Annotated in this window: 16 protein-coding genes, 1 tRNA gene, 1 other RNA gene and 1 pseudogene; 8 read left to right on the top strand and 11 right to left on the bottom strand. The window is 51.5% G+C overall.

What is annotated here, in order from left to right; genetic code table 11:
• Positions 1 to 3: 3 nt before the first annotated feature.
• The 4 genes from FKW19_RS04420 to rnpB form a co-directional block, all read right to left on the bottom strand.
• Positions 4 to 993 carry a hypothetical protein gene (locus tag FKW19_RS04420; RefSeq protein ID WP_089179331.1) on the bottom strand — a complete coding sequence of 330 codons (990 nt, stop codon included), beginning with the start codon at positions 991 to 993 and terminating at the stop codon, positions 4 to 6.
• Positions 994 to 997: 4 nt separating this feature from the next.
• Positions 998 to 2,005: a 16S rRNA (cytosine(1402)-N(4))-methyltransferase RsmH gene (gene rsmH, locus FKW19_RS04415; RefSeq protein ID WP_089179330.1), complete on the bottom strand. Its 1,008-nt coding sequence runs from the start codon at positions 2,003 to 2,005 to the stop codon at positions 998 to 1,000.
• On the bottom strand, positions 2,002 to 2,487 hold the full coding sequence (gene mraZ, locus FKW19_RS04410) for a division/cell wall cluster transcriptional repressor MraZ (protein ID WP_035351980.1): 486 nt from the start codon (positions 2,485 to 2,487) through the stop codon (positions 2,002 to 2,004). Before mraZ ends, rsmH begins: the two co-directional genes overlap by 4 nt.
• Before the next feature lie 288 nt (positions 2,488 to 2,775).
• An RNA gene (gene rnpB, locus FKW19_RS04405) (RNase P RNA component class A) lies at positions 2,776 to 3,203 on the bottom strand.
• A 60-nt stretch (positions 3,204 to 3,263) separates the two neighbouring features.
• Here rnpB and FKW19_RS04400 point away from each other — a divergent pair.
• The gene (locus tag FKW19_RS04400; RefSeq protein ID WP_089179329.1) at positions 3,264 to 4,322 is read left to right on the top strand and encodes an alpha/beta hydrolase; all 1,059 of its coding nucleotides are present in this window, start codon (positions 3,264 to 3,266) and stop codon (positions 4,320 to 4,322) included.
• 16 nt (positions 4,323 to 4,338) lie between these two features.
• Here the strand turns inward: FKW19_RS04400 and FKW19_RS04395 are convergent, their stop codons facing one another.
• Both FKW19_RS04395 and zwf read right to left on the bottom strand, forming a co-directional pair.
• On the bottom strand, positions 4,339 to 4,788 hold the full coding sequence (locus FKW19_RS04395) for a hypothetical protein (protein WP_035351951.1): 450 nt from the start codon (positions 4,786 to 4,788) through the stop codon (positions 4,339 to 4,341).
• The gene (gene zwf / locus FKW19_RS04390; protein WP_089179328.1) at positions 4,785 to 6,419 is read right to left on the bottom strand and encodes a glucose-6-phosphate dehydrogenase; all 1,635 of its coding nucleotides are present in this window, start codon (positions 6,417 to 6,419) and stop codon (positions 4,785 to 4,787) included. Before zwf ends, FKW19_RS04395 begins: the two co-directional genes overlap by 4 nt.
• 96 nt (positions 6,420 to 6,515) lie before the next feature.
• Here zwf and FKW19_RS04385 point away from each other — a divergent pair, with 96 nt between their 5' ends.
• Together FKW19_RS04385 and FKW19_RS04380 are read left to right on the top strand one after the other, a co-directional pair.
• Positions 6,516 to 6,788 (top strand): DUF2312 domain-containing protein, encoded by a 273-nt coding sequence (locus FKW19_RS04385; protein ID WP_003623048.1) that lies wholly within the window; start codon positions 6,516 to 6,518, stop codon positions 6,786 to 6,788.
• Positions 6,789 to 6,811: 23 nt separating this feature from the next.
• A complete protein-coding gene (locus FKW19_RS04380; RefSeq protein ID WP_063354406.1) occupies positions 6,812 to 7,465 on the top strand; it encodes a hypothetical protein in 654 nt (217 codons plus the stop codon).
• Positions 7,466 to 7,468: 3 nt separating this feature from the next.
• Here FKW19_RS04380 and proB read toward each other — a convergent pair whose 3' ends face one another.
• From proB to rplU, 4 genes are all read right to left on the bottom strand, one after another.
• On the bottom strand, positions 7,469 to 8,596 hold the full coding sequence (gene proB, locus FKW19_RS04375) for a glutamate 5-kinase (protein ID WP_089179327.1): 1,128 nt from the start codon (positions 8,594 to 8,596) through the stop codon (positions 7,469 to 7,471).
• Positions 8,597 to 8,650: 54 nt separating this feature from the next.
• Positions 8,651 to 9,670, bottom strand: a complete 1,020-nt coding sequence (gene obgE / locus FKW19_RS04370; RefSeq protein WP_089179326.1) for a GTPase ObgE — start codon at positions 9,668 to 9,670, stop codon at positions 8,651 to 8,653.
• Positions 9,671 to 9,778: 108 nt separating this feature from the next.
• The gene (gene rpmA / locus FKW19_RS04365) at positions 9,779 to 10,048 is read right to left on the bottom strand and encodes a 50S ribosomal protein L27 (protein ID WP_003623041.1); all 270 of its coding nucleotides are present in this window, start codon (positions 10,046 to 10,048) and stop codon (positions 9,779 to 9,781) included.
• Between the two features lie 47 nt (positions 10,049 to 10,095).
• Positions 10,096 to 10,410, bottom strand: a complete 315-nt coding sequence (gene rplU / locus FKW19_RS04360) for a 50S ribosomal protein L21 (protein ID WP_026019364.1) — start codon at positions 10,408 to 10,410, stop codon at positions 10,096 to 10,098.
• Positions 10,411 to 10,631: 221 nt separating this feature from the next.
• Here rplU and FKW19_RS04355 point away from each other — a divergent pair.
• A tRNA-Ser gene (locus FKW19_RS04355) sits at positions 10,632 to 10,721 on the top strand.
• Positions 10,722 to 10,750: 29 nt separating this feature from the next.
• Here the strand turns inward: FKW19_RS04355 and FKW19_RS04350 are convergent.
• Complete coding sequence (locus FKW19_RS04350) at positions 10,751 to 11,371, bottom strand: recombinase family protein (RefSeq protein ID WP_006117400.1); 621 nt, start codon at positions 11,369 to 11,371, stop codon at positions 10,751 to 10,753.
• 204 nt (positions 11,372 to 11,575) lie between these two features.
• Here FKW19_RS04350 and FKW19_RS04345 point away from each other — a divergent pair, with 204 nt between their 5' ends.
• The 4 genes and pseudogenes from FKW19_RS04345 to FKW19_RS04330 form a co-directional block, all read left to right on the top strand.
• Complete coding sequence (locus FKW19_RS04345; protein WP_089179324.1) at positions 11,576 to 14,218, top strand: Hint domain-containing protein; 2,643 nt, start codon at positions 11,576 to 11,578, stop codon at positions 14,216 to 14,218.
• A gap of 160 nt (positions 14,219 to 14,378) precedes the next feature.
• Positions 14,379 to 16,319 carry a Hint domain-containing protein gene (locus tag FKW19_RS04340; protein ID WP_238331321.1) on the top strand — a complete coding sequence of 647 codons (1,941 nt, stop codon included), beginning with the start codon at positions 14,379 to 14,381 and terminating at the stop codon, positions 16,317 to 16,319.
• Between the two features lie 68 nt (positions 16,320 to 16,387).
• A complete protein-coding gene (locus tag FKW19_RS04335) occupies positions 16,388 to 16,720 on the top strand; it encodes a hypothetical protein (protein WP_238331322.1) in 333 nt (110 codons plus the stop codon).
• A gap of 30 nt (positions 16,721 to 16,750) precedes the next feature.
• Positions 16,751 to 17,401 (top strand): annotated as a pseudogene (locus tag FKW19_RS04330) (autotransporter strand-loop-strand O-heptosyltransferase); the annotation flags it as partial.

Below are 17,401 nucleotides of genomic sequence, written 5' to 3'. Positions count from 1 at the left end.
AAATCAGTTGGCAACCGGAACCGGAGCCGGCAGCGCATCACCACCGCGGCTGAGCAAAGAACCGCTGCTATAGCCGGAAGTCGCGCGCGCTTCCATATAGCTGGAAGGCGCCGAAGATGCGCGATGCGGGCGTGTAGCATGCCAGCTAGCCGCTGCAACTGGCAGAGGATGGCGGATTGGCGCCGTATCATCATCCGAAGCTTGTGCAACGTGCCGAATGGCAGGGGATGCCGCATGGGTAAGGCTGTGGCGAACCGGGGCTACAGGTGCATCGTCATCCACGTTGGTGGAGGCAACAGCCTGCGGGCGCGGTGTTTCTACAGCCATATGGTGCACAGGGTGCGAAGGTACGGCGGGCTCGGTTGTCTGTGCAACACGCACTGGTGCAGCTACGGGTTCAGGCGCAGTATGAGGGTGATCATGATGTAAGGTAGGTACATGCAGAACAGGTGCGGCATCAGCTACAGATGTTGCGCGTGGACGAGGGGCAGGTTCCGCTGCAACATGCGGTACGTCAGCAACAATAGTTGGTGCGGCCACGGGGCGCGCCTGATGGAGAACTGCCGGTGGTGTTACGTGCGCAGGGCGTGCATCAGCCACAACAGCCGGTGCGTGCACTGTGGGCGCAATAACTGGCGGGGGGGCAACATTGGTTGATTTGTCTGCAACCAATGCTGGTGCAGGCGGCTGGGCATCTTTTACAACCGCAGGCAGGTGGCTTTCCAAATCAGCCATACGCACAAACTGCGTAGGGTTCATGGTCTGCAACCCAGCCTCATGCCGCGCCACAAGCTGGGCCAAGCGTTCAGGCTGGTTTTCCAAAGCCCATTCCGTGCGCAGGATGGATGTTTGTGTGCGAACGTGCTCCGTTTCCTTCACGATCTGCGAAATTTGCTGATCGAGAAGGGTGGTCTGGTGCTTCTTTGTGTAAAGGAAAAAGCCAGATGCAATCGCCAGAACCGCACAGCAGCATGTAAATGGACGGGGGATCATGGACTTAGCCCTTTTTTACGGAAGCAGGGGTTGAAGCACGTTTCATGACAGCGCGCAGCCGTGCACTTCTGGCGCGCGGATTATAGCTACATTCGGTATCGGTGGGCCGCCGCGCTTTGTGTGTAAGGGCCACAAAATCGGCTTCTGGCGCTGGGGTGCCTGCGGCGCGAGGATCATAGCGTGAAAAGCTTTTATCCTTGCCCGTGGCATGCTGCACCATGCGTTTGGCGATACGGTCTTCCAGTGAATGGAAGGAAACAACAACCAGTCGTCCACCAGGTGCCAGCATATCCAGCGCCTGTTCAAGCCCGCGCTCAATTTCGCCCAGCTCATCATTCACGGCAATGCGCAGGCCCTGAAAGGCGCGCGTAGCGGAATCTATGCCGGAACGATCTTTGGGAATAACAGAGCGTACAAGATTGGCCAGTTGTGTCGTGGTTTCAAAAGGCATTTCCGAACGTGCGTTTACAACAGCGCGGGCAAGACGGCGTGCGTGGCGCTCTTCTCCATAAAAATGGAAAATATCTGCCAGTTCTGCTTCCGGTGCCTTGTTGACGATATCTGCGGCTGATGGCCCGGACTTTTCCATGCGCATATCCAGCGGGCCTTCCATACGGAAGGAAAAGCCGCGGTCAGCTTCATCCAACTGGAAGGAGGAGACGCCCAAGTCCAGCACAATGCCATCGAACGTGGAAATGCCTGCGGCACTGGCAAGCGCCTGCATGTTGCCAAAGCTGCCTTGCAACATATGGAGGCGAGATGTGCCATCGGCGGCAGGGAAATGACGGCTGAGTGCCTGCCCGCGCGCAATTGCGTCCGGGTCACGGTCAATACCCCAGACATTGCAATCTGCGCTTTTTAGAATGGCAGAGCTGTAGCCGCCTCCACCAAACGTGCAATCCAGAATACGCTCACCATCTGCGGGATGAAGATATTCCAGAACTTCTGGCAACATAACGGGAATATGGCCCTGAGCCGTTTCAGGGGGTGTAAAGGCAGAAAGAGCGTTCATGCATTGCGCCCTTTTGAATCTGCCCCACCTGTAGCCGGAATGCTAACGCGGCGTGAACGCTGGCGTGCTTCTACCCGGCGCTGCTGCGCGGCCTGAGGTTCCCATATCTGAAAGATACGACCAACGCCCATAAAGGCAGCCGTGGGGCTATCTGCCAGCCCGGCATGATCACGTAAAAATTCGGGTAAAATAATGCGGCCTTCACGATCGGGGTCTATGGGGTAAGCATCAGCATATAGGGCAGCCGCCAGATCATCATGCTCATCAGAAAACATGTCCAGCCGATCAAGCGGTTCAGTCAGGCGTGCAAAAGCCACGGCAGGCCATGCCTCAACACAGGGCAGGGTATGGGAGGGGCGGAGAATCATCAGCGCGTCACCTTCCGTCTGCTGCGTTTTGAGTACTGAACGGAACCCGGCAGGAATCGAAATACGCCCCTTGGCGTCGAATCGATTTTCATGCGTGCCGAGAAATACGCCCACGTACGTCAGAAGCCTTTGCAGAATCAGCCTTTCCGTTCGCAATTCAGCGGGGAACAGAACCGCCTTCACCACACTTGTGGTTTGGTATGGGATAGCATGGGATGTTATGGGACGCAAATTAAAATGACAGAAAAAACAGCAGAAAACCGCCATTATTTAAGTATTCATGCAGAAAAGATTTCTGACGCGAATGTATTGATTTTGTGGCGGCAAACAAAAGATTGCCGTTTTCTGTTCTTTTTATGTTCTTTTTTTGATGAAAAAACCGGGATGAATGCAGATAAAGAGAGTGTCAGGTGGTCTGTAAGCCGGGTTCTGTCCACCTCTGTAAAGAGGCTGGACGGTCATTCGTCTAGGGCGTGTTTTGCAACATGCCTCTCGCAACCAACCCGAACAGCAGGGCGGAAGAACCCCCGAAACCACAAGGGTTTCTGCTGTTCCTATTCGGTTTTGCTCCCGGTGGGGTTTACCGTGCCTCCTCTGTTACCAGCGGAGCGGTGCGCTCTTACCGCACCGTTTCACCCTTACCTTCAGCCTGTCCCATAAAATCCCATAAGGATTTTACAAAGTCAGACCCGGAAGGCGGTCTGTTTTCTGTGGCACTTTCCCTAAGGTTACCCTCGCCGGCCGTTAGCCGGCACCGTTCTTCCGTGGAGCCCGGACTTTCCTCTCTCCTACCCGTTAAAGAGCAGGACAGCGACCGCCCAACCACCTGACGGAGCGCACCCTGCGTCGGGCTTGCGTTCAGGTCAAGCCGCAACTGATGTTATGAAGGCATGACGATGCAGAAAATTGCCGGTAATCAGGTAGCTATGTCTGATTTTTCTGATGTGCCTCAAAACTCTGTGCCCGCACGGCCCAATCTTCCATCTCGGCTTTTGCTGCGCTGTATCACATGGCAGGAGCAGCTTAAACGGAAGTATGCGGGCAAAGATGCGCCTGAAGCAGACAGGCCCCATAATGTAGCACAGGAAATGGCTGCGTTTCTTGTGCGGTTGCGCAAGGCTATGGATACGCCTTCCTTCCCGGTAAGTCTTTCATCTGTGCCGATGCGAAGGGTCGTGACATTATCTATCCCCGGTGCTGCGGGGCCTATGCGGGCGCGCCTTTTTATTCCCTATGGGCGGGTAAGGGGCGCGTTGCTGTACCTGCATGGCGGGGGGTTTGTGCACTGTGGGTTGAATTCCCATTACGGTATTTGCTGCCGCTTGGCGCGGGCTTCTGGGGCGGCTGTGCTCTTGCCCGATTATCGCTTGGCGCCAGAGCATCCTTTTCCCGCTGCTATTGATGACAGTCAGGCTGCTTTGCAGTGGCTTGCTGGTGCTTCTGCCCGGTATTGGGGGGGTAAAGTTGCCGTTGCGGGGGATAGTGCTGGTGGAAATCTGGCTGCTGTTTTGGCACAGGATGGGCGCGCGGGGCTGGGGCCCAAACCTGTTATACAGTTGTTGTATTATCCATCCTTATACGGAGAGAAGCTTTTTCCATCTCACCGCACTTACGAGAAAGGATATTTTCTCTCCCGCAGGTCCATGCAGTGGTATGGAGATCAGTATATTCAAAAGGAAGAAGACTGGCTGCATCCACGTTTTGCGCCGGGCTTAAACCCAGATTTACAAGGCTTACCGCCAGCCGTTATTATTACAGCCGAATGTGATCCAATGCGTGATGAGGGCACGGCCTATGCGCAGGCTTTGGAGCGGGCGGGAGTTAAAGTGATATATCACTGTTACCCCGGTGCCCTGCATGCGTTTCTGAACTTTTACGCCTTTATGCCGCATGGCAAGGCGGCCTTACGCTTGGGGGGTAAGGCGCTGAAGAAAGCCTTTGCCGCATAAAATTAACCTTAGTGCGTTATGGAATGGGGTGAAAAACCCCCGGTGACCCCTGATCCGAATAAACAATGCGGTTCAGCCTATCTACACGCAACGTAAACAGTTTAGGCAAATCATCTTTCGGGCCGGGGCAAGTGCCGGAATGCTTTTCCATAACATCAATACGTGATGCCGTGGGCGCATCATTTCCGTTCACCACAAACAGCAGACAATCCGGCCGATCATGCGTCATGCCATTATGGGTGACCTTCAGGCGCAGGTGCTGCACCAAGGCTGTATCATCAAACCAGCTTGCGGGTTTGAAGGTGTAGGAATCCACCAGTCGATCCAGCGTGCCGGTTTTGGCCAACAGAATCATCATTAAAGAAAGCGGCAGAACGATTGCCAGCCGACGCAGGATATGTTGGCGCAGAGTGCGTTTTGCAAATGGCCCGCGGCCAGTCATTTTTTTGGGGGAGGGTGTGTTCATGTCAGCATATCTTCGTGCCAAAGGGCACCATCACGCGCTAGAAGTGCACGCGTGGTTGGAGGGCCCCAGCTTCCGGCGGGGTAGGGTTCCAGCGGCGTAAGAGCGTAGCGCCAGGAGTCCAGAATAGGCTCTACCCATTTCCACGAGGCCTCAACTTCATCGCGCCGGATAAAAAGGGCAGGGTCTCCTCTTACAGCGTCTAGCAGTAAGCGCTCGTAGGAATCCTGATACTGCACAGAAAATTCGTTTTCGTAAGACATATGCAGTGTGGCGTTGCGCACTCTAAACCCACCTGCTCCGGGGTCTCGCGCTGCCAGAACAAGTGAGAGTTCTTCATGCGGGGCAATGCGGATAACCAACCGGCCGGGAGAGGGCATGTTGGTAAAAATAGGCCAAACCTGCGGGCGGAACTGGATTACAATTTCTGTGGTTTTTGTAGCCAACCGTTTGCCTGTGCGCAGGTAAAAAGGCGTATCACCCCAGCGGGCCGTACGAATTTTGGTGCGAATGGCTACAAATGTTTCGGTATCACTAGGGCGGCCCGTTTTCAGATCATCCACGTAGCCCGGAACATCTTCTCCTTTTACGCGGCCCGCTGTGTATTGCCCACGGATAACATTTTTACGCACCATATCCGGTGTCATGGGGCGCAGGGCGTTAAGCACTTTCAGCTTTTCATTCCGCAGATCATCTGCGCGCAGAGAGGCTGGGGCATCCATGGCAACCATGCACAGAACCTGCAAAAGGTGGTTCTGCACCATATCTCGTAATGCGCCGGATTTATCGTAGTAGGAGCCGCGGTCTCCCACGCCCACTGTTTCTGCTGCGGTAATCTGCACATGGGCGATCGCCTGGGAAGACCATAACTGTTCCAGAGCGGGGTTGGCAAAGCGTAGGGCCAGAATATTCTGCACGCCTTCTTTACCCAGATAATGGTCAATCCGATAAATGGCATCTTCAGAAAAGTAGCGGCCCACACCTTCATTGATCTCATTGGCAGATTGTAGGTCTGTGCCAATGGGTTTTTCCAGCACAACCCGTGTGTGCTGAGTGATCAGGTTATGGTGGGAAAGCCCAGCGCAAATGGCGGAATACAGCGCCGGTGCCGTGGCAAAATAGAAAACCCGCGTGCGTTCTGGGTTAGGGAGCGTGGCGCTGAGTTCCGGCCAGTGAGAGGCATCCTGCGTGGCATCAAGGTACACATAGGTCAAAAGCCCCAGAAACTGGTTCAGCGTTTCTGTGTCTTTGGCAATATCGGGGGCAAATTCGTGCAAAGTGGCGCTGCACAAATTACGGAACTGCTCAGTGGTGAGTTCAGACCTCGCCGTGCAGATAATCCGTGCTTCCTCATCAAATTCGCGGGCATGGAAGCGGCGCAAAAATGCAGGCAGCAGTTTTCGGCGTGTCAGATCACCTGTCGCGCCAAAGATAACAAAGTCAAAAGGTTCCGTGCGGTTCACAAGAGCCATGATGCAGGGTTCTCGCTGGTCAGCCGGAGGGGGGTGCCCGCCGTAAAAAAGTCGTGGTTTGCGGGCAAAATGCCCAGAACAAGAACAAGGTGCTGTGCTTATGGAAGGCCGCCCGTGTGTTTGCAAGAGGTTCTGATGTGCTGCATCATTGACCACATACACGTGGCGCGATAAGCCCGCGCTTCACTATCTGGCAATGTTAGCAGGTTCTGCCTGCGCAGTGTTGGGTGTTTGTATATAAATTTAGGAGGCCGAAGCATGGATGGCGAACGCATTTCCGGGGATGAAGATGCAGCTGTTGGCGGTATTGCCGCAGATCGGCTGAGAAGCATTATTGAGCGCGTTGAACGCTTGGAAGAAGAGCGCAAAGCTCTGGCTGGAGATATCAAGGATATCTTTACAGAAGCAAAGTCTGCCGGGTTTGATGTAAAGGTTATTCGCCAGATCATCCGCCTGCGTAAGCAGGAACCTGCTGAAGTAGAAGAGCAGGAAACACTGCTGGATATCTACCGTCGCGCATTGGGTATGTAAAAGGCTAGTCGGGTCTATTTCCCATGATGTCTCTGTCTTTTCCTGATTGGATGCCTGTTTGGGGCCAGCTTCTGGTTCTGGCTTTTGGCGTGTTGTTCGGGCTTGCTTTCATGATGATGCCTTTTGCCGTGTTTGGGGTAAAAGGGCGGTTGGGTGAGATTTCTCTCCAGTTGGAAGAAATTCAGGCCGAATTGCGTGCGCAGGCCGTGCGGGGTGCTCCTGCGTATCAGGAGCCAGCTTTGTCTGTTGTGGCAGAGCGGGACGGCAGAACATCACCCGGCGTGGTGGTGGAAGAGGTGCGTCCGCCGGAGGTGAAAAAACCTTCTGCGGCACCTCGTGCAGTGCCAGTTTTTCCCGAACTGCGGACACCTAAGGTTTCTGATGCGTATGAAGCGCGAGAAGAAGCCCCACCAACACCGCATCTTGCGCCAGACCCAGCAAAGCCGGTGGTGCGCCGCATGCCGTGGCACGAGCCAGAATCTCCACCAGCGGAAACTGGTGCAGAAATCTTGCGTCGGCAGCGTGCGCCAGATGCTAATCAGCCACCGTACCGGCCTGATTTTTCACATGAGGCTCCGCAGCCCAACCCATCTGTTCAGATGCCGCGTATTGACGAGCATACTGGCCGTGCAGAACCTGTGCTGAACTGGCCCAGAAAAAATCCGGCAAACGATTAAGTTTTAGATCATGACGAGGTCATCACGATGGATGATCTCGTCTCGTCCATGCCATCCCAGAATATCTGTAAGTTCGGTAGAACGATGGCCTGCAATGCGCCGGGCGTCATCTGCATCGTAGGCAGCAAGCCCATGTGCCAGCACGATGCCATCAGTATTGATAATTTCTACCAGATCACCCTGAGAGAAATCGCCTTTTACGCCAAGCACGCCTGCTGGTAAAAGGGATTTACCTTGTTGCAGAGCGGTTACGGCACCATCATCCACCATAATCTCACCTGCGGGTGTTAGGCTGCCTGCAATCCATTGCTTGCGGGCTGTATGGGGGCAATCCTGCGGCAAAAACCATGAGCAGCGCCCACCTTCCAGTAAAGAGCGGAGCGGGTGGGATGTTTTCCCTAAAGCAATAGCCATGGCGCAGCCTGAGCGCGTTGCAATACCCGCTGCCAATAGTTTGGTGCGCATACCTCCGGAAGAATAACCCGGAGGAGGTTCACCCCCCATGGCCTCAATTTCTGGGGTAAGAGTTTCAATCACGGGCAAATGCTGTGCATCGGGGTTTGTGCGCGGGTCTGCTGTGTATAGGCCATCAATATCAGAAAGGAGCACAAGCTGATCCGAGTCCGTCATTTGTGCAACGCGGGCTGCCAGTCTGTCATTATCGCCAAAACGGATTTCGGCAGTGGCAACGGTATCGTTCTCGTTAATGACGGGAACACATCCCATTTCCAGCAGAGTGTTCAGCGTTGCGCGGGCATTCAAGTAGCGCTTGCGGTCTTCCGTGTCTTCCGGGGTTAGCAAAAGCTGGGCGGCAACAAGGCCGTGGGCTGAAAGGGCATTGCTCCATGCTTGTGCGAGGCTAATCTGCCCCACAGCCGCCGCCGCCTGCTTTTCTGCCAAGCGGAGTGTGCCGCCAGCTAGCCCCAATGTGTGCCGGGCAAGCGCAATAGCACCAGAGGATACAACGGTAACAGCCGTACCCTGTTTGCGCAGGTATGCAATATCGGCAGCCACACTGGCTAACCATTCCTGACGCGGGGCCTGTTTTTCTGGATCCACCACCAGCGCGCTACCTATTTTAACAACAAGCCGTTTGGCATTGGTAAGGGAGGGGCTGGTGTATCCGGTCATGGATCAGTTCCGTAAAAGGAAAGGGGCTAGAGGGGCCTGCTTGTAGCTAAGTGTTCAGGCGGGGTTTTTATCCGCGTTCTTGCGGGTTTCGGTCACCTGATTCTGGAGCATGCGCAAAAGTTCTGGCACGCCCTGATGGGTTGCAGCAGAAATTAACACGACCGGTGCGCCACTGGCTTTTTCCAGCGCAGAACGCCGAGAAGAAGCTTCCCGCGGGGTCATGGCATCCATTTTATTGAGTGCGATAATTTCCGGCTTTTCTGCTAGCCCGCCATCATAAGCGGCAAGTTCATGCCGTATGGTGCGCCATGCATCTACAACGCTACCAGCGGCACCATCTATAAGGTGCAGCAGCACGGCGCAGCGTTCAACATGGCCCAGAAAACGGTCTCCAAGCCCAGTGCCTTCATGCGCGCCTTCAATAAGGCCGGGAATATCCGCTACAACAAACTCTTCCGTCATGGAAAGGCGCACAACGCCAAGCTGGGGGTGCAGGGTTGTAAAAGGATAATCTGCAATTTTGGGCTTTGCAGCAGAAACAACAGAAAGAAATGTAGATTTGCCAGCATTGGGCAAGCCAACAAGGCCCACATCTGCAATCAGCTTCAGGCGCAGCCAAACCCAGCGCTCTTCACCCGGCCAGCCTTTATCAGACCGACGAGGGGCGCGGTTGGTGCTGCTCTTGAAATGCGCATTACCGTAGCCGCCATCCCCCCCGCGGCAAAGGGTAATGCGTTTACCGGCTTCGTTGAGATCCGCCAGCAAGGTGACGCGGTCATCATCCATAATCTGAGTGCCAATCGGCACCTTGATGATAACAGGAGAGGCCGCAGCCCCTGTGCGGTCAGACCCGGCACCATTGCCGCCTTTGCGTGCACGGAAATGCTGCGTGTAGCGAAAATCGATAAGGGTGTTCAGGTTAGGTACGGCTTCAAAAATAACATCGCCGCCACGCCCGCCATTCCCACCATCGGGGCCGCCGAATTCAATATATTTTTCCCGCCGGAAGGCTGTCACGCCATCTCCGCCATCTCCTGAGCGGACGTAGATTTTTGCCTGATCCAGAAACTTCATGACATACCTTACTCAAGTCCAGAACGCGAAAAAGGGCCGATCCTGAGGACCGGCCCCTGTTTCTGCTCCGGCCACACGGGAAAACGTGCGGTGGAAAAACCGAACTACTTATTCAGCAGCGGCAGGCAGCGCGTCCACAGAAACATGTACGCGGCCTTCTGCACGGCGTTCGAAGCGAACATTGCCGTTAATCAGTGCAAACAGGGTGTGGTCTTTGCCAACACCAACGTTTACGCCAGCTTTCACCTTCGTACCACGCTGGCGCACGATGATGTTGCCAGCAATAACCTGCTCGCCACCAAATTTCTTGACGCCAAGGCGGCGTCCGGCGCTATCGCGCCCGTTACGGGATGAACCGCCAGCTTTTTTTTGTGCCATGACCTAAGTCCTCCGTGGTCTTAACCAGCTTAATACCCTGTGCGGGATTAAGCTGCGTTGATTTCCTGAATGCGCAGAACGGTAACCGGCTGGCGATGACCATTTTTACGGCGGCTGTTCTGCCGACGGCGCTTCTTGAAGATGATGACCTTCTTGAGGCGGTCTTGAGCGATAACGGTTGCCGTTACCTTTGCGCCGGCCACGGTGGGGGCACCAATCTGGCTGCCGCTTTCGCCACCAACGGCCAGAACTTCATCAAATGTAACGGTTGCGCCGGCTTCAACTTCCAGCTTTTCAACCTTCAGCACCATGTTGGGCTCAACCCGGTACTGCTTGCCGCCGGTGCGGATAACTGCGTACATAAACTGTCTCTTCCGATCTCTGGATTCTCGCGGTACCTTGTTAGATACAGGCGAAAATTCTGGTCGCTTTTTCTTCTTTGGCTGCACAATACGCGCAGCATGGTTCCATCTGTGTGGATTAGGGCGGCTTTTTAAGCGGTGAGGGTAAGGCGCGTCAATAGAAATATGGAGTTCACGTACTTGCATGGGCTAGAAAAGCGTGTCTATAAGCTCGCGATATAGGAGAGATGCCGGAGCGGTCGAACGGGGCGGTCTCGAAAACCGTTGTGCAAGCAATTGTACCGAGGGTTCGAATCCCTCTCTCTCCGCCATTTTATATATCCCATGACAGTCCATAGTTCTACGTTATCGGGGTCTTTCCACCCCTTCTACCATAATGGCGATGACTGTCTTTACTACGCGCTATCCGTGATGCTGTGCTCTCGCTTATCGCAAAGGCGAGGGCAATAGATTTTAGAGGTTCTCCTCTTTGCCTGCGATCAATGATGGCGCGTCTTTGTGCATCGGTAATTTTGGTGGGGCGTCCCATACGCTTACCTAACGCCTGAGCGCGTGCACGTCCTTCTGAGGTGCGTGTCCGGATCAGGTCACGTTCCACATCGGCCAAGCCACCAAGGACTGCAAGCATAAGCCGACCTGTACTTGTGCTGGTATCAGTCCAGGGTTCAGCCAGAGAGTAAAAAAGAGCCTTGCGTTCGGAAATAGTTTTAACAATTGAGAACAAGTCGAATGTACTACGTGCCAGACGATCCAGACGGGTGACGACTACGGTCTGGCCTGGTTTGAGATTTTTGAGAAGTTTTCTTAATTCGGAACGATCGGCATCGGCTCCACTTGCCTTCTCGCGATAAATACCGCGACATCCAAACTCCTTGAGTGTTTTTAATTGAAGTTCGAGAGTCTGCCCGATTGTGCTGACACGGGCATATCCCACTTTACGGCGTGTAGTCTCTGATTTCATTCAATCTTAAACACATAAAAATACTCAAAGGTTTCTTGTAAAACTCTTGAATTACGCAAGAGCAGAATTCCTACTCTTGCCATGTAAAATAGTCACAGAAACGCCTACACCTCAAGTATTGTTAATGCAACAAAAACATTCAAGACAAAAAAAATACACGTTCTTTTTTTTGCGTAATTCAAGAATTAAGAGAGGTCTGATTTTATGACGACACAAGTAAACCAGACGACATACGTTTTTAGTGGTAACCCATATGCTCAAGCATCATTAGATGATGTCATAGTAAATGGTGGTGGTACACTGAATGTTGGAAACGGGGGCACTGTAGATTATGTAACTGCTCTTGGTTCACAAGGATGGAACGGCGTGGCTTCAGTCGCCACCATCAGCGCGCATGGTGATGGTGGCACTGCAATTGTTAAAGATTATACCATCAGCAACTATGCTCTGGCCTATGCCAGTAATGGTGGAAAGCTGGTAAACGGCAGTATTGATGGTGGTGCCGTTGAAATTGGGAGCGGTGGCCTGATTGGCGATTCCAATATTTTTGGAAGCGGCAACTACACAAATACAGGTACAGCCAACCAGACGCAGGACTACGTTAATGTCCTAAGCGGTGGCACGGCCTCCGGAATTACCACAATGGGTGGTAGTCTGAACATCGGTAGTGGTGGATTTGTAGAAAGTTCCCATGCGTCGTCCGGTTATATTAACGTATCTACTGGCGGTTCCGGAACAGGTAATACTGTTTTTGAGGGCGGCCAGCTAAATGCTGTGGGTGGCACGCTGACGGACAGCACCCTATCAGGCGGTGAGTTGTGGGTTAACAAGGGCGGAACAGCTAGCGGTGTACAGGATGGCAGCAGTGGGACGGCTGTAGGACGTATTTATCTTTCCAGTGGCACGGTGGACAATGCGACTATAAATGGCGGCACCATTTTTGTGGGCGACAAAGGTGTATTTGAAAATAGCACCATTTCAGGCTCAGGTACGCTCAGCAATACAGATACAGCCAATCAGACACAGGATTATGCCAATGTTGAAGCTGGCGGTTATGCTTCTGGCATTACAACACAAGGCGGTAGTCTGAATGTTCTTAGTGGAGCTTCTGTAGATAGTTCTACGGCATCTGCAGGTTATATCAACATTCAGGCCGGTGCCTCAGGTACAGGCAATTCTGTTGACGGTAACCAGGCTCAGTTGAATGTGCTGGGGGGCTCTGTTACCAGCAGCACGGTTGGCGCAGGGCAGTTCAATGTTCAAACAGACTCTACTGGTAAAATCGCTGGGACAGCCACTGTTGTAACTGTGTCGGGCGGTGTCATGAAAGACATGGGTGGCATTGTTATCAGTGCCACCATCTTGGGTAGCGGTTCAGCCAATATTATCAGTGGTGGTGTGCTCAGTGCATCTACGGTTGAGAGCGGCGGTATTGTTGATGTTGATAGTGCCAGTACACTGGTTGGCACGACTACGGTAAGCAATGGTGGTCAGCTGATCCTGAACGGTGCTGCCGGTAGTGGTGATATACTTCTGGCAGGCAGTAGTTCTCTGCTGACTATCAGTGGGAACACCATGCCCACCAACGTGATTAGCGGTTTGGAAAATGGCGGTAAAATTGATCTCGTTGATCTGAAGAGCGTCACGAACATCAACACCACATCTTCTGGTATTGATTTTATTGGTATAGATGAAAATGGAAATAGTGTTGATTTTCATCTGAATATTCCTGATGCCGACAAAATCGGAAACAAAATTATTTCTGATGGTAATGGTGGTCTTTACTACGAAGTCTGTTTTCTGTCTGGCAGCATGATCCGTATGAGTGAAGGTGATTTAGCTGTAGAAGATATTCAGATTGGTGATGAAGTTGTTGCTTTCGACTGGAAGAACAACAAGGAAGTGACCCGGCCCGTTGTCTGGGTTGGTAAATCACATGCTGTTGTTCGGCCCGGCTTACCAGATGATGAAGCCGGATATCCTGTACGTGTTCTGAAGGATGCCATTGCCGATGGTGTGCCTTACAAAGACATGCTGATTACTGCGGAACATTGCTTGTTTTTTGAAAATCGGTTTGTGCCCGTACGTATGCTGGTGAATGGCGTGTCTATTTTCTATGACAAATCCATTACCTCCTACGATTACTATCATGTGGAAACCGAGCAGCATTCCGTCATTCAGGCTGATGGCATGCTGACAGAAAGCTATCTGGATACAGGCAACCGTTCTTCTTTCCGTCAGACAGGTACTGTTGTCACCTTACGTGGTGCGGTTCAAAGCTGGGAAAAGAACGCCGGTGCACCTTTAGGAGTGGAACGGTCCTTTGTTGAACCGCTTTTTCAAAAGCTGGAAGCACGGACTAGTTGTCTGACACAGACGACCTCAGTTCCTCTTGCAAAGTCAAACCTGACAAACGACCCAGATCTACATCTCGTCACGGAAAGCGGGGCCATCATTCGCCCCATTCGCCATGATGGTGAGCGTTACAGCTTTATGCTGCCGGCTAACACAGCCTGTGTGCGTATTGTCTCTCGCGCCAGCCGACCAGCGGATGTGATCGGGCCATTTGTGGATGACCGCCGCATGATGGGCGTTGCTGTAGCTGACGTATATTTTGTGACAGCCAAGCAGCAAACACACATTACTGCGCATCTTCAATCTGAAAAACCAGTTGGTTGGCACGCAACAGACTGGACGGATTGCGCATGGACAAATGGTGATGCTGTTTTGCCCTTGGATGAACTGACACAGAGCGGAATGGGTATTCTTTCTCTGAATATCCGAGCTGCTGGCCCCTATCTGGAACAGAACACGAAAGCTGTTTTGGAAAACAGACGTTCTGCCTAACCCGAATACTTCCCTCCATTCTTTTGATGAAGGGAGTTTTTGCAAATATCCGATGTGTTTTCACATCGGATATTTGTCTCTTCTCAATATTTCATGAAGCCGGATTTCTTTTCACGATTTTACGCTCTTCATGAAAGCGGCAAAGAAAGCTACGGTTACGATGTCTAATTATCCGCTTCCTGCGGCTACCCAAACGATTTCCGCTGGTCAAACAGTCAATGGTGCATCTTACAACACAGCTGACCATGTTGTTGTGGAAGGCTCTTTGACAAATGCCACTCTGACCCAGAATGGGGGTGGTATTGGATCTATCGTTGTGCAAAGTGGCGGAACACTCAATAGCGCCACAGTTACCTCGGGTGGTAATATCTTTGCGCTTGATGGTGGCAGTGCTTCTCATATTTCATTGGATGGCAGTAGAAGTGCTGATCTTATCGTAGAGTCAGGCGGCGCAGTTGACACTGTCTCGGCCTCCAATAGTGCGGGTATTGACCTACGAGGAGGCACACTTTCCAATGTGACGTTGACCACAAGTGCCAGTATGAAGGTTGAATCTGGCGCTACTGTTACAGGTGTTCAGGTCAATAACACAACAGAGGTTGATATTGATGCCAAGTCTCAGGTTTCCAACATTACCGTTTCCAACGGCGGGAGTGTAGACAACACAGGTGGTAGCATCGCTTCAGCTACCATTGAAAATGGCGGCAACGTTTCGGTAGAAAGAGGATATTCGTATGATTCCGCCACGAGTTCAGGTGGTTACCTTAACGGAACCATTGACCAGTGTATCATTAGTAGCGGTGGAACATTAACTGTTGGCAATGGTGGTTCAGCTACAAATGTCGGCCTGCAAAGTGGTGGGCTTATTGATTTTTCTACCCTGACATATGATTCCTCTGCCAAATATAGCTACGATGCTGCCACATATACCCTGACAGTGACAGGAAGTGGTGGAACAGCGAGTGTTACACTTGACCCCAAAACTTCAGATATTGTGGATGGTCAACAATTTGATCTCGTTGAAAATAGTGATGGCACGCTTGCCATAGAAACCTGTTTTCTTGCGGGTAGCATGATCCAGACCCCACAAGGTGATGTGCCTGTAGAAAACATCCGTTTTGGAGATAACATCACAGTCTATGTGGATGGCAAAACAGAAACACGTTCTGTTATCTGGGCAGGCAAGGCACATACAACCGTCCGCCCTGAACGTCCTGATGATGAAGCCGGATATCCTGTACGTGTTCTGAAAGACGCTATTGCCGATGGTGTGCCTTATAAGGATATGCTGATTACTGCCGAGCACTGCTTGTTTTTTAAAGATCGGTTTGTGCCCGTACGTATGCTGGTGAATGGCGTGTCCATCTTCTATGACAAATCCATTACCTCCTACGATTATTACCATGTAGAAACAGAGAAGCATTCCGTTATCCGGGCAGACGGCATGCTGACCGAAAGCTATCTGGATACCGGGAACCGCTCTTCTTTCCGTCAGGAAGGTTCCGTTATCATGCTGGGTGGAAAGCCTCGGACATGGGAACATGATGCCGGTGCGCCACTCTGTGTTGATCGTTCCTTTGTGGAGCCACTATTTCGAGCACTGGAATGGCGTGAAAACAGTGTGGTTGGCGCACAGATGCCGGTAGAAACGATGGAATTCACGGATGATCCAGATCTGCATCTCGTAACGGATACAGGAGCTACTGTGCGTTCGATGCGCAAGACGGCGCATCAGTATAGTTTCATGCTGCCGCCTGATACGCAGTCTGTGCGTATTGTCTCACGTGCCAGTCGTCCATCTGATGTGATTGGTCCGTTTGTGGATGATCGACGCCATATGGGGGTTGCAGTCTCCGAGGTGCATCTGATGTGCGCTAAACAGCAATTCAACATCACCTCTCACCTTCAGGCCGAGAAGCCAGAAGGTTGGCATGAGACCGATTGGACAGATTGTGCATGGACAAATGGCAATGCCGAACTGCCTTTAGGGGATCATCTGTCACATGGGAAAATGGGGATACTCTCCATGATCATCCGTGCTGCTGGCCCTTATGTTGTGAATGATCAGCAAACGACACGTGTAAAAACAAAATCTGCTTAAAAATTAAAAATCTCTCCCTTATCGTTAGTATTAAGGGAGAGATTTTTTATGATCTTGATGGAACAGCTATGCTTCGTAAAACAGCAAATCTGGAATCACGTAATCCTCGCACCCCAACAGTCCGGATGAAAAAAATAGTTCCTTCCCAGGAAAAGACATTTCCCATCTATTTTGATGGTGAATGGTATCTTTTAGTAAATCCCGATGTTGCAGAAGCTGGGATTGATCCTCTTGTTCATTTCATGGATTTTGGTGCACACGAAAAAAGAAATCCTAACCCTGATTTTGATACAGAAACTTATTTGCGCTTGAATCCAGATATTGCATCTTTTCCATTAGGGCCTTTCCTCCATTATGTTTTCTATGGTTACCATGAAGGGCGTAAATTTCAGGCTCCATAATTTTTCTTAAATATTTGGACTGATTGTTTCATGACCGAAGTTTTTTCAAATTCAAAAACTACAATTTCTACGTCTTCTGCAGATGGTATCACCGAAGCTTCATCAAACCATTCGGCTTCGGTCAAATCTCCTTACATCAACCCTTCTGCTTTCCCAATTTTACATGGGCCTGATGGAATTCTGTTTGATTTCAATCAGGGTGCCCGTATTGTTCTGCCTGCACGTACAGAAGGAAAATGGCGGATTACATTACGTGACCTGGATACAGGGAATATTCTGTTCCAGAATGAAAATACGGGCGCTACCGTACACTCTGCCAAACGCTTTTACGTTCGCTTTGGTATTATTGTTGAAGATATTTTACCTCAAAAAGAAGCTCGCATTGTTTTCCAACATGAATTGAATTTGAAAAACAAAAAAGTTGTCATTCAATTTCCTGTCGGCACTTTGGGCGATACGCTTGCATGGTTTCCCTACGCAGCACGCTTTGCGCATATCCATCAGGCAAATGTAACCTGCATTCTCTCTGCTTTGATTATTCCTGTGCTGAAAGATGCATATCCAGAATTAACACTTATGTCCCCAGAAATAGCTCAGGAACAAGACATACTGGCAGACAGTTATGCAATGTACTGCATGGGGTTATTTTTTGATGATAAAGAAAATGTTTTTCAACCAACC

Source organism: Acetobacter sp. DmW_125128, from assembly GCF_008704325.1.
In the GTDB taxonomy this organism is placed as follows: Bacteria; Pseudomonadota; Alphaproteobacteria; order Acetobacterales; family Acetobacteraceae; genus Acetobacter; species Acetobacter oryzifermentans.
The sequence above is the reverse complement of the archived record's forward strand: the minus strand, read 5'-3'. Positions and strand labels throughout refer to the sequence as shown.